The organism is Streptococcus alactolyticus (genome assembly GCF_042649785.1).
In the GTDB taxonomy this organism is placed as follows: Bacteria; Bacillota; Bacilli; order Lactobacillales; family Streptococcaceae; genus Streptococcus; species Streptococcus alactolyticus.
Map to the genome: position 1 here is coordinate 13,854 of NZ_JBHRZX010000014.1, position 11,591 is coordinate 25,444.

Sequence of the window (11,591 nt, forward strand, 5' to 3'; positions counted from 1 at the left end):
TCAAATGAATGCCTCAGCCCTCTTACCTATTTGGTGGGAGGGCTTTTTTGATAGCAAAAAAGCTAGGAGAGAACTCCTAACTTTCTAGTATCTATTAGCGTCTTTGCTTTTCAAGGACAGGAACGACTGCAGCGGTTAAAATAGCAGAGGCAATCATTTCTGCAATGGCATTGGTTCCAAAAACAGCTGCTAATAAGGCTTTTATGTCACCATTATACACATTTGAAAAGATAAAGAAAACGCCACCCAATACAAAGATAGTATTGGTCATTGAACCGACTGCTCCAGCTACTACCAGACCAGCTCTACTGTGCCACCATTTGTAAACGTAATAAGGGGTGATACCGATTAAAATACGGGGCACCATAGCAATCACAAGTGAGGCAAGATTCCCATTTTCAACAAAGGGAGAAAAGAGGTAGCTTGTCGGCATCAGCGTGATGGTATTGACCGTCACACTGATAATCCCCATCAGACCACCTAAAATAGCACCAATACGCGAACCATACATGATAGAAGCCACGATAACAGGAATCTGAATCAGCGTGGGTTTAATTGGGACAGGCCACAGGTTAAACACCAAACTAGTCAAGAAATGAATAACGAGCATAATTGCAAAGAAAATGGCGATAACGGCAATATCCGATGCGGATTGTCTTTTTTTCATGGTTCCTCCTAAATCCAAAAGCCGAGAATAAATGCGTTGAGTCTTTGAAAAGACTTTAACCCATTATACAGGTTTGGGCTAGTGTTGACAAGTGTATCCGTTACCATTATTCGTGATTTTTACAAACTTTTAACACTGATTCAATAATTGTTTCCAAATCTGCCAAAGCCCCCTTACCGACATCACCGCAGGCCAGTCGCGTTGAACGAGGTTCGATTTTCTGATAACCTGCCTGAATAAGCTGCTCAATATTGCGTTTGGTCATGGGATTATTGTACATATTGGTATTCATAGCAGGTGCAATGAGTTTAGGCGTGTCAGCTGGCAAGGCTAAAGCTGTTGTGGTCACGATGTTATCTGCCATGCCATAAGAGAGTTTGGCGATGGTATTAGCAGAAGCAGGGGCAATCAAAAAGACATCCGCTTCCTTGGCTAAATCAATATGATTGATGGTTTGAGCATCTTCTTCCTTCATCACATCAAGGGCGACGGGATTTTTAGAAAGCACCTGCAAGGTTAAAGGGGTGATAAATTGAGTAGCAGCAGGTGTCATCAAAATCCGAACGTTCAAGCCTGATTTAGTGAATTGATTGGTTAAATCAGCTGCTTTATAAGCGGCGATACTGCCTGAAACGGCTAATAATACAGTTTTAGTCATGTGTTACCCTTTCCAAAATCAGCTCGGCAATTGCTTTCTTGGTCTTAGCGACAACCACGTCATCTTTCCCCACTAAATAAGCCAAGTGCTGATTATCATCTATTGTGGTGAGGTCATTTGCGACGATATAGTGGGCTTGATTGGTCGCTAAACTGCGTCTAGCAACAGCTAACAATTCCTCCTTTGGCACTCCCACCAAGAGTTTGAAGCCGATTAACATAATATCAGGATTCCATTGCTTGATTAGGGAAATCACCTTTGGTGTTTTTTTGAGAAAAAGCACTTGGTAATCTTGTTGAGAGGAAATTTTGGCACTTGTGTTGCTTTTATGAAGCAAATCTTTGATGGCTGGTGCTTTTTCCACTTCCTCAAGGTCCGTCATGTAAACAGGGGTGTAGTCAGATACCGCCATGCTATGGATGATAGCATCATGCGTTTTCACTAAGGGTTCAAGTTCCGCGATTAAATCAGCCACCGTTTCGACCAAGATGATTTTGAGCTTGGAATGTTTCTTGGGTTTGACCGCTCTTTGTGTCGTCACCAATGTCACATCATGCCCTTGCGCCAAAAAGCACTCAGCAACTTCCTTGCCAAGAGTCCCAGTGGCATGATTGGTAATACCACGAACGGCATCAATATTTTCGGTGGTTCCACCAGATGTAATTAAAATCTTCATGTTCTCATTTTACACAAAAAAATTTTTTTCGTAAACGATTTACCATAAGCTAGAATAGGCTTGTTGCTGCCTTTCTAAAGTAAAACCATCGAATAAAATACGAACATTTATAAAACTATGAATAAAAACGTGCGTTTTTTATAAAATGTGATATAATAAAGCTATCACTTATAATTTAGAGGAGAATCTTGTGAAATCTGATATCGAAATTGCACAAAGTGTTGAACTAAAACCTATTACTGAAATTGTCGAAAAAGTTGGGATTACGTTCGACGATATTGAACTCTATGGTAAATACAAAGCGAAACTATCTTTTGATAAAATTGCAGCTGTTCAAAACAATAAACCTGGTAAGCTTGTCCTTGTGACAGCTATTAACCCGACACCTGCCGGTGAAGGAAAATCAACCATGTCCATTGGTCTAGCAGATGCCTTAAATAAGATTGGCAAGAAAACTATGATTGCCTTGCGTGAACCATCTCTTGGTCCTGTTATGGGGATTAAAGGGGGAGCAGCAGGTGGTGGTTATGCCCAAGTTCTTCCAATGGAAGACATTAACCTTCATTTTACTGGGGATATGCACGCCATTACAACAGCTAATAATGCCCTTTCAGCTATCATTGATAACCACCTTCACCAAGGTAATGAACTTGGTATTGACCAACGTCGTATTATCTGGAAGCGTGTGGTTGACCTTAATGACCGTGCCCTTCGTCATGTAACCATTGGTCTTGGTAGCCCAGTTAATGGTATCCCACGTGAGGACGGTTTTGATATCACTGTTGCGTCTGAAATCATGGCCATTTTGTGTCTGGCAACTGACATCAATGACTTGAAAGAACGCCTTGCCAATATCGTGGTAGCTTACCGCTATGACCGTACACCTGTTTACGTTCGTGATTTGAAGGTTGAAGGTGCTTTGACGCTTATCCTTAAAGACGCTATTAAACCAAATCTTGTGCAAACCATTTATGGCACACCTGCCCTCGTTCATGGTGGACCATTTGCCAATATCGCACATGGATGTAACTCTGTTTTGGCAACAAGCACAGCACTTCGTCTAGCAGATTATACCATCACAGAAGCTGGATTTGGTGCAGATCTTGGGGCTGAAAAATTCCTTGATATTAAAACACCAAATCTTCCAACAACACCTGACGCCGTTGTGATTGTGGCCACTATTCGTGCTCTTAAAATGCATGGTGGCGTAGCGAAAACAGATTTAGCTGAAGAAAATGTCGATGCTGTTCGTGCTGGTTTTGCCAACCTTAAACGTCACGTGGAAAACGTTCGTAAATTTGGTATCCCTGCCGTTGTTGCTATCAATGAATTTGTAGCAGATACTGAAGCTGAAATTGCTGCTCTTAAAGAACTTTGTGCCGAAATCAACGTGCCTGTTGAATTGGCTAGCGTTTGGGCAAACGGTGCTGACGGTGGTATTGACCTTGCAAATGCCGTTGTTAATGCTGTTGAAAATGGCAATGCTGACTACAAACGCCTTTACTCAGACGACGATTCTCTTGAAGAAAAAATCACTAAAATCGTTACTGAAATTTACGGTGGTAACAAAGTTATCTTTGGCAAAAAAGCACAAACGCAATTGAAACAATTTGCCCAATTTGGCTGGGATAAATTGCCAGTATGTATGGCGAAAACACAATACAGTTTCTCTGACAACCCTACGCTTTTAGGGGCTCCAGAAGGCTTTGATATCACTATCCGCGAATTTGTACCGAAAACAGGTGCGGGGTTCATCGTTGCCTTGACAGGAGATGTGATGACCATGCCTGGTTTGCCTAAGAAACCAGCCGCTCTTAATATGGACGTGGCAGAAGACGGAACAGCTATCGGTTTGTTCTAATCTGTCAGATGACTGATTTAATGAGCATCTTGCAATAATTACAATAAATGTTACAATAAAACAACTGATCTACCCCATCACAGCCAATCGTGCCATGTGTGGGGTAGAAACATTTATATAGCTATGTAGTTAACCATTTAGCGAGGTAGAAGCAGTGAACAAAAGTGGTAAGTAAATAACAAAATCCTAGCTTAATGGGTTAGTTGTGAAAAGAAAAGGAGACGTGTATGAAATTATTAGAAGAACGCATTTTAAAAGATGGCGATGTTTTAGGTAAGGATATCTTAAAAGTTGACAGTTTTTTGACGCACCAAGTGGATTATGAGCTCATGCAAGAAATTGGAAAAGTTTTTGCAGAGGTTTATAAAGACGCTGGTATTACAAAAATTGTCACAATTGAAGCTTCTGGGATTGCTCCCGCGCTTTATACTGCTCAAGCCATGCAAGTTCCAATGATTTTTGCTAAAAAAGCGAAAAACATCACGATGACAGAAGGCATTTTAACGACTGAAGTTTATTCCTTCACTAAACAAGTGACAAGCACGGTTTCTATTGCGAGCAAGTTCTTGTCAGAAGATGACACGGTGCTTATTGTCGATGACTTCTTGGCAAATGGTCAAGCTGCAAAAGGCTTGTTAGATATTATCCAACAGGCTGGAGCTAAGGTGGCTGGTATTGGGATTGTGATTGAAAAATCATTCCAAACAGGGCGCCATTTGTTGGAAGAAGAGGGTGTGCCAGTGACATCTCTAGCACGTATCGAAGCTTTCTGTGATGGAAAGGTGATTTTCACGGAGGCCGATGCATAAGATGAACGAAGAAACACACTCACGCTCAGCGGTGTTGGGCTTACAACACCTATTAGCCATGTACGCTGGTTCAATCTTGGTGCCTATCATGATTGCTGGGGCACTAAATTATTCAGCGGAACAACTGACCTACCTCATCTCGACCGATATTTTCATGTGTGGGGTAGCAACTTTCTTGCAACTGCAATTGCGTAAGCATTTTGGGGTAGGTTTGCCCGTTGTTTTGGGATGTGCCTTCCAGTCAGTCGCACCTTTGTCTATTATCGGTGCAAACCAAGGCTCAGCTTATATGTTTGGTGCTTTGATTGCCTCAGGAATTTACGTTATGGTGATTGCTGGCATTTTCTCAAAAATCGCGGCTTTCTTCCCGCCAGTCGTGACAGGTTCGGTTATCACAACCATTGGTTTGACCTTGATTCCTGTTGCTATGGGAAATATGGGAGATAACATTAACTCGCCAACAGCACAGTCAATGATTTTAGCCTTGATAACCATCGCTATTGTCTTATCCGTTAATATTTTTGCCAAAGGTTTCTTGAAATCTATTGCTATCTTGATTGGTTTGATTGGCGGAACCGTTATTGCGGCTTTCATGGGCTTGGTAGATACTTCTGCTGTGGTAGAAGCTCCGCTGGTTCATGTTCCACAACCATTTTACTTTGGTATGCCAAAATTTGAAATCACCTCTATTGTCATGATGTGTATCATCGCGACGGTTTCAATGGTTGAATCAACAGGTGTTTACCTCGCACTTGCAGATTTGACAGGGGATAAGATTGACAGCCAACGCTTACGTAATGGTTACCGTGCAGAAGGTTTTGCCGTCCTTCTAGGTGGAATTTTCAATACCTTCCCATACACTGGTTTTTCACAAAACGTTGGTTTGGTACGCATTTCAGGTATCAAGACACGTCGCCCGATTTACTACACAGCTTTGTTCCTTGTGATTTTGGGATTGCTTCCTAAATTTGGAGCCATGGCACAAATGATTCCAAGTCCTGTGCTTGGTGGTGCGATGATTGTCCTCTTTGGTATGGTTGCTCTTCAAGGGATTCAAATGCTGCACCAAGTGGACTTTGAACACAACGAGCACAACTTCATCATCGCTGCCGTTTCCATTGCCTGTGGTGTAGGTTTTAACGGAACGAATCTCTTTGATAGCCTACCAACAACTCTACAAATGTTCTTAACCAACGGTATTGTTATTGCTACGCTTTTAGCCGTTGTGCTAAACCTCGTATTAAATGGTAAAACACAAACAAAATAAGCTTAAAAAACCAGCTCTTCAAGGGCTGGTTTTCATTTTAAGGCTGACGCTCACCAGTTAAAATAAATTGGATAAGCTGGCCCACATCGTCAAAATCATCGTAGTCACCATAGATGCCATCACGGTGGTAAACAATGCCTCTTTTTTCATTGGCTTCCAAACAGTCCAACAATTTTTCTTCGCCATATTGTTTCATGAACAGGGTAAAAGCATAGGGCTTTATCTTACCAAGTAGGCCTTTTCGACACTCTTGCGAACATTGGTAGCAGTGGGACAATTGTTTTTCCATGGAGCAGTTACGATTGATGTAAGTCGTACTTCCAGGGCATTGGTTTGAATGGCAGCCCTGATAGGTCACATTTTCTGAACATAAGCAACAGGCCAAACCACACCTTGCTATTCCTAATTCCCGTTTCATAGCCATACCTCCCGTAAACTTCACTCTATTATACCACATATTGAAAGCGTTATCATTATTTGTTATACTATGTCAAAAGGAGGTTGCCATGGCTTTTGATTTAAAAAAAGAATACAAGATGTTTTACAAACCTATTGCCTATCAAAAAGCAGTAGCATCCAAAGAAAAAAGCTAGAACAAATCGTCTAGCTTTTTGGCTTAGTTTTTCTTTTTCATTTCGCCGTGTGGGTAGTAAGTTCCCTCAGGCATATCGTTAATAAAGACATGAATAGCTTCTTTTGGTGCTTTAGCAACACGAGAAACCACCTCAGTTACTTCACGAGCTAATTCAATTTTTTGTTCTTCCGTACGACCTTCAAACAAATCAATTTTGACAAATGGCATGATACCTCTCCTTAACATTTAGTAATATCAGTATTGTAGCATATTTTGCACAAAAATTCAGAAACAAATGGTATAATGAAGGTGTAGATAAAAGAAAAAGCGACATTCGCTCACATGTAAAGAATACATATAGAGGTAGAATAAATGAAACCTATGTTTATCGTGGCAATGCTATCGATTTTCATTGCACTATACGCTGGCGATAATGACTCAAAACCTCAATAAGACGATAATTTAGCACCCAGACTCTTAATCGAGGAAGGTGCGTTTTTATTGTTAAAATGCCTTTTCATCTGGAAGTCAAAATAGTACCCATATACGAAAAGTTGTATTTATGGTAAAATAGGAGAATATTAATAGAAGGTAGGATCTTATTCTTGGCTCAACTCTATTATAAATACGGAACCATGAATTCTGGTAAGACCATTGAAATTTTAAAAGTGGCTCACAACTATGAAGAACAAGGCAAGCCTGTTGTGATTATGACATCGGCACTGGATACGCGTGATGGGTACGGGATTGTTTCTAGCCGTATTGGTATGCGTCGTGAGGCAGTAGCTATTACAGAAGAGATGGATATTTTTGCTTTTGTACAAGCTTTGCCTTTCACACCTTATTGTGTGCTGATTGATGAGTGTCAGTTTTTAAACAAACAACACGTTTATGATTTAGCGCGTGTTGTGGATGAGTTAGGCATTCCTGTTATGGCTTTTGGTTTGAAAAATGATTTTCAAAATGAGTTATTTGAAGGCTCACGTTATCTTTTGCTTATGGCAGATAAGATTGACGAGATTAAAACCATTTGCCAATTTTGTTCTAAAAAAGCAACGATGGTCTTGCGTACGGAAAATGGTAAGCCTGTGTACGAGGGCGATCAGATTCAAATTGGTGGTAATGAAACCTATATACCTGTCTGCCGCAAGCATTATTTCAATCCGATGATGCCAACAGACAAGTAAAACTGGAAAAAGAGAGGGTAATAAAAAACAATGAACATTTACGATCAGCTACAAGCGGTTGAAGACCGTTATGAAGAATTGGGAGAATTGCTTAGTGACCCTGAGGTCGTTAGCGACACCAAACGTTTTATGGAATTGTCACGCGAAGAAGCTAATACCCGCGATACCGTGACAGCTTACCGCGAATACAAGCAAATTCTTCAAAACATCGAAGACGCTGAAGAAATGATTAAAGACGCTGGTGGCGATCCTGAATTGGAAGAAATGGCCAAAGAAGAACTCAAAGAGTCAAAAGCTGCCAAGGAAGAATACGAAGAAAAATTGAAGATTTTGCTCTTGCCAAAAGATCCAAACGATGATAAAAACATCATCTTGGAAATTCGCGGAGCAGCAGGCGGGGACGAAGCAGCTCTTTTTGCTGGTGACTTATTGCAAATGTATCAAAAATACGCTGAAAGCCAAGGTTGGAAATTTGATGTCATGGAAGCTTCTTACAACGGTGTCGGCGGTATCAAAGAAGTAGTGGTCATGGTATCTGGTCAATCGGTTTACTCTAAATTGAAATACGAATCAGGTGCCCACCGTGTGCAACGTGTTCCTGTAACAGAAAGCCAAGGGCGTGTTCACACCTCAACAGCGACCGTCTTGGTTATGCCTGAAGTAGAAGAAGTCGAATACGAAATTGATCCAAAAGACTTGCGCGTGGATATCTACCATGCCTCAGGTGCTGGTGGACAAAACGTCAACAAAGTAGCGACAGCCGTTCGTATGGTCCACATTCCAACAGGTATTAAAGTGGAAATGCAAGAAGAACGTACCCAACAAAAGAACCGCGACAAAGCCATGAAAATTATTCGTGCGCGCGTGGCTGACCACTTTGCCCAAATCGCTCAAAACGAACAAGACGCCGAACGTAAATCAACCATCGGTACTGGTGACCGTTCAGAACGTATTCGTACCTATAATTTCCCACAAAACCGTGTGACAGACCACCGTATCGGTTTGACCTTGCAAAAATTGGATAGCATTTTGTCAGGAAAATTGGACGAAATCATTGACGCCTTGATTCTCTTTGACCAAACCAAGAAATTAGAAGAGTTGAATCAATAATGAATTACGCTGAAACCATCAGCCAATTAGAAAAACAGTTACAAAACCTTGGCGAAGCCCCCGAAAACCTTGCTTACGTTTTTCGTGACATCAAAGGCTGGACTTTGCTGGATTACATTTTACATCAAAATCAATCTGTGACGTCCGAGGACGAGCAAGTGTTGGCAGGGATTATGTCCCAACTAAGCCAGCACCGCTCCCCTCAATACATCACAGGTACGGCTTATTTCCGCGATTTAGCTTTAGCCGTGGATGAGCGCGTTTTGATTCCGCGACCAGAAACCGAAGAATTGGTTGAGTTGATTTTAAAGGAAAATAGCGGAGCAGATAAACGTGTTTTAGATATCGGTACAGGTAGCGGGGCGATTGCCATTTCACTCAAGGCTGCGCGGACAGATTGGCAAGTGACAGCGTCTGATATTTCAATAGATGCCTTAAACCTAGCGCGTGACAATGGGGGGAAACACCAAGTCAAGATTGATTGGGTGCAATCTGATGTATTTAGCAATCTGACAGGAACATTTGATATCATTGTTTCCAATCCGCCTTATATCGCCTTTGACGATAAGGATGAAGTGGGTGTGAATGTTTTGGCCTCAGAGCCGCATTTGGCTTTGTTTGCAGACGAAGATGGTTTTGCTATTTACCGTCGGATTATCGAAGAAGCTAGCAACTACCTAACCGAGCAAGGAAAGCTTTATTTTGAAATTGGGTATAAGCAAGGTGACGGTTTGCGAAACTTGCTGGAGCAGCATTTTCCTGGCAAGCGCGTGCGGGTATTACAAGATGTATTTGGAAAAGATAGAATGGTCGTGATGGATAATGGCTAATTTAAAAGAGATTTTAGAAAATGGCGGAGCGGTGATTTTGCCGACAGAAACGGTTTACGGACTATTTGCGCAAGCCATGAATGAAGCAGCAGTTGAGCACGTTTACCAACTCAAACGTCGTCCAAAAGACAAGGCGATGAATCTTAATGTGGCTGATTTGGAAACCATTTTAGCGTTTTCAAAAAATCAACCCAGCTACCTCAAAACACTTTACGAGGCTTTTTTACCTGGTCCTTTGACCATTATTTTACAGGCCAATGACCGTGTGCCAGCTTGGATCAATTCTGGCTTATCAACAATTGGTTTTCGAATTCCCAATCACCCAAAAACCTTGGAATTGATTCAGCAAACAGGGCCTTTAATTGGTCCTTCTGCCAATATCTCTGGGCGAGAAAGTGGGAAAATCTTTGCTGATATTAAAACCCAGTTCAACAACGAGGTGACAGGGCTGGCAGATGATGCTGCCCTAACAGGCGTGGATTCAACTATTTTAGATTTATCTGGAGAAACAGCTCGAATTTTGCGCCAAGGTGCCATTACCAAGGCGGAATTATTGGCTGTGGCACCTGAATTATCGTTTGAATCCAATTAGGTTTTTAGGGGGAATTTTTCTCATAATGTTTTGGCTTTGACAGACTTGACGACAAGGGTGTCACTTGGACTTATCAAAAAGGAGATCAGGTTATGATTTTTGACAAGGAAAACTACGAAGCATTTGACCAAGAACTCTGGGCTGCCGTGCACGCTGAAGAAGTTCGCCAACAAAACAACATTGAACTCATCGCCTCTGAAAATGTGGTGTCAAAAGCTGTCATGGCAGCACAAGGTAGCGTTTTGACCAATAAATACGCTGAAGGTTACCCAGGTAAACGCTACTACGGGGGAACAGACTGCGTGAACGTGGTCGAAAACCTTGCCATTGACCGTGCAAAAGAACTCTTTGGTGCTGCATTTGCCAATGTTCAACCGCACTCAGGAAGTCAAGCCAATGCCGCTGCCTACATGGCTTTAATCCAACCTGGCGATACTGTTTTGGGCATGGATTTGGCGGCTGGTGGGCACCTAACGCACGGAGCACCCGTTAGCTTTTCAGGAAAAACTTATCACTTTGTGTCATACACCGTGGACCCCGTCACTGAATGCATTGACTACGATGCTCTAGCTCAATTAGCGCTGAAAACCCAGCCAAAACTCATCGTTGCAGGAGCGTCAGCTTATCCTCGCATCATTGATTTCAAACGTTTCCGTGACATTGCTGATAGCGTTGGGGCTTATTTGATGGTGGATATGGCGCACATTGCGGGGTTAGTCGCTTCAGGTCATCACCCAAGCCCTGTTCCTTATGCCCACATCACAACAAGCACAACCCACAAAACCCTACGTGGGCCTCGTGGTGGCTTGATTTTAACCAATGATGAAGCCCTAGCTAAGAAGATTAATTCTGCGGTCTTTCCTGGCTTGCAAGGTGGACCCTTGATGCACGTCATTGCTGGAAAAGCCGTTGCCTTCAAAGAAGCCCTGGACCCTGCTTTCACAACTTACGGTGAGCAGGTGGTGAAAAATGCTGCCGCTATGGCAGAGGTTTTTACCCAACACCCAAATTTCCGCGTCATTTCAGGAGGAACAGACAACCACGTCTTTCTTGTTGACGTGACGAAGGTCGTTGAAAATGGCAAAGTGGCCCAAAACATTTTGGAATCAGTCAATATTACCTTGAACAAAAATGTGATTCCATTTGAAACCTTATCGCCTTTTAAAACCTCAGGCATTCGCATCGGCACCCCAGCCATCACTAGTCGTGGCATGGGCGAAGCTGAATCACGTACGATTGCAGAATTGATTGTCAAGACCCTAGAAAATCACCAAAACGAAACTATTTTAGAGGAGGTTCGTCAGGACGTGAAGGCTCTAACAGATGCTTTCCCGCTCTACTAACGAACACTTAAAACAGC

Annotated in this window: 13 protein-coding genes; 8 read left to right on the plus strand and 5 right to left on the minus strand. The window is 42.2% G+C overall.

Annotated features, from left to right (window positions below; all coding sequences use genetic code 11):
- Positions 1-94 precede the first annotated feature (94 nt).
- The 3 genes from ACFORE_RS03970 to ACFORE_RS03980 all read right to left on the minus strand — a co-directional run bounded on the left by ACFORE_RS03970 (position 95) and on the right by ACFORE_RS03980 (position 2,001).
- Entirely contained in the window at positions 95-667 is a 573-nt protein-coding gene (locus ACFORE_RS03970; protein WP_154454303.1) for an ECF transporter S component, read from the minus strand.
- Between the two features lie 106 nt (positions 668-773).
- On the minus strand, positions 774-1,325 hold the full coding sequence (gene coaC, locus ACFORE_RS03975; RefSeq protein WP_235281063.1) for a phosphopantothenoylcysteine decarboxylase: 552 nt from the start codon (positions 1,323-1,325) through the stop codon (positions 774-776).
- On the minus strand, positions 1,318-2,001 hold the full coding sequence (locus ACFORE_RS03980; RefSeq protein ID WP_204984346.1) for a phosphopantothenate--cysteine ligase: 684 nt from the start codon (positions 1,999-2,001) through the stop codon (positions 1,318-1,320). The genes coaC and ACFORE_RS03980 overlap by 8 nt, the downstream gene beginning before the upstream one ends.
- Before the next feature lie 190 nt (positions 2,002-2,191).
- Between ACFORE_RS03980 and ACFORE_RS03985 the strand changes: the two genes are divergently transcribed.
- From ACFORE_RS03985 to ACFORE_RS03995, 3 genes are all read left to right on the plus strand, one after another.
- On the plus strand, positions 2,192-3,862 hold the full coding sequence (locus ACFORE_RS03985) for a formate--tetrahydrofolate ligase (protein ID WP_168260784.1): 1,671 nt from the start codon (positions 2,192-2,194) through the stop codon (positions 3,860-3,862).
- A gap of 227 nt (positions 3,863-4,089) precedes the next feature.
- Complete coding sequence (locus ACFORE_RS03990; protein ID WP_154454307.1) at positions 4,090-4,671, plus strand: xanthine phosphoribosyltransferase; 582 nt, start codon at positions 4,090-4,092, stop codon at positions 4,669-4,671.
- A gap of 1 nt (position 4,672) precedes the next feature.
- A complete protein-coding gene (locus tag ACFORE_RS03995) occupies positions 4,673-5,938 on the plus strand; it encodes a nucleobase:cation symporter-2 family protein (protein WP_167510347.1) in 1,266 nt (421 codons plus the stop codon).
- Positions 5,939-5,975: 37 nt separating this feature from the next.
- On the opposite strand, the gene ACFORE_RS04000 is transcribed toward ACFORE_RS03995, so the two are convergent.
- Both ACFORE_RS04000 and ACFORE_RS04005 read right to left on the minus strand, forming a co-directional pair.
- Complete coding sequence (locus ACFORE_RS04000) at positions 5,976-6,356, minus strand: DUF3795 domain-containing protein (RefSeq protein ID WP_154454309.1); 381 nt, start codon at positions 6,354-6,356, stop codon at positions 5,976-5,978.
- Between the two features lie 198 nt (positions 6,357-6,554).
- Entirely contained in the window at positions 6,555-6,740 is a 186-nt protein-coding gene (locus tag ACFORE_RS04005; protein WP_002885057.1) for a 4-oxalocrotonate tautomerase, read from the minus strand.
- 377 nt (positions 6,741-7,117) lie between these two features.
- On the opposite strand from ACFORE_RS04005, the gene ACFORE_RS04010 reads away from it, so the two are divergent.
- From ACFORE_RS04010 to glyA, 5 genes are all read left to right on the plus strand, one after another.
- Positions 7,118-7,699, plus strand: a complete 582-nt coding sequence (locus ACFORE_RS04010; protein ID WP_154454310.1) for a thymidine kinase — start codon at positions 7,118-7,120, stop codon at positions 7,697-7,699.
- A gap of 30 nt (positions 7,700-7,729) precedes the next feature.
- Entirely contained in the window at positions 7,730-8,809 is a 1,080-nt protein-coding gene (gene prfA / locus ACFORE_RS04015; protein WP_154454311.1) for a peptide chain release factor 1, read from the plus strand.
- Positions 8,809-9,639, plus strand: a complete 831-nt coding sequence (gene prmC / locus ACFORE_RS04020; protein ID WP_204984343.1) for a peptide chain release factor N(5)-glutamine methyltransferase — start codon at positions 8,809-8,811, stop codon at positions 9,637-9,639. Before prfA ends, prmC begins: the two co-directional genes overlap by 1 nt.
- Positions 9,632-10,231, plus strand: a complete 600-nt coding sequence (locus ACFORE_RS04025) for an L-threonylcarbamoyladenylate synthase (RefSeq protein ID WP_154454313.1) — start codon at positions 9,632-9,634, stop codon at positions 10,229-10,231. The genes prmC and ACFORE_RS04025 overlap by 8 nt, the downstream gene beginning before the upstream one ends.
- Positions 10,232-10,323: 92 nt before the next feature.
- Entirely contained in the window at positions 10,324-11,574 is a 1,251-nt protein-coding gene (glyA, locus tag ACFORE_RS04030; RefSeq protein ID WP_235300349.1) for a serine hydroxymethyltransferase, read from the plus strand.
- The last annotated feature ends 17 nt before the right edge of the window (positions 11,575-11,591 follow it).

Coding starts and splice junctions, on each gene's coding strand:
- ACFORE_RS03970 (WP_154454303.1), bottom strand. CDS start 667: ATGAAAAAAAGACAATCCGCATCGGATATTGCCGTTATCGCCATTTTC.
- coaC (WP_235281063.1), bottom strand. CDS start 1,325: ATGACTAAAACTGTATTATTAGCCGTTTCAGGCAGTATCGCCGCTTAT.
- ACFORE_RS03980 (WP_204984346.1), bottom strand. CDS start 2,001: ATGAAGATTTTAATTACATCTGGTGGAACCACCGAAAATATTGATGCC.
- ACFORE_RS03990 (WP_154454307.1), top strand. CDS start 4,090: ATGAAATTATTAGAAGAACGCATTTTAAAAGATGGCGATGTTTTAGGT.
- ACFORE_RS03995 (WP_167510347.1), top strand. CDS start 4,673: ATGAACGAAGAAACACACTCACGCTCAGCGGTGTTGGGCTTACAACAC.
- ACFORE_RS04000 (WP_154454309.1), bottom strand. CDS start 6,356: ATGAAACGGGAATTAGGAATAGCAAGGTGTGGTTTGGCCTGTTGCTTA.
- ACFORE_RS04005 (WP_002885057.1), bottom strand. CDS start 6,740: ATGCCATTTGTCAAAATTGATTTGTTTGAAGGTCGTACGGAAGAACAA.
- prfA (WP_154454311.1), top strand. CDS start 7,730: ATGAACATTTACGATCAGCTACAAGCGGTTGAAGACCGTTATGAAGAA.
- prmC (WP_204984343.1), top strand. CDS start 8,809: ATGAATTACGCTGAAACCATCAGCCAATTAGAAAAACAGTTACAAAAC.
- ACFORE_RS04025 (WP_154454313.1), top strand. CDS start 9,632: ATGGCTAATTTAAAAGAGATTTTAGAAAATGGCGGAGCGGTGATTTTG.
- glyA (WP_235300349.1), top strand. CDS start 10,324: ATGATTTTTGACAAGGAAAACTACGAAGCATTTGACCAAGAACTCTGG.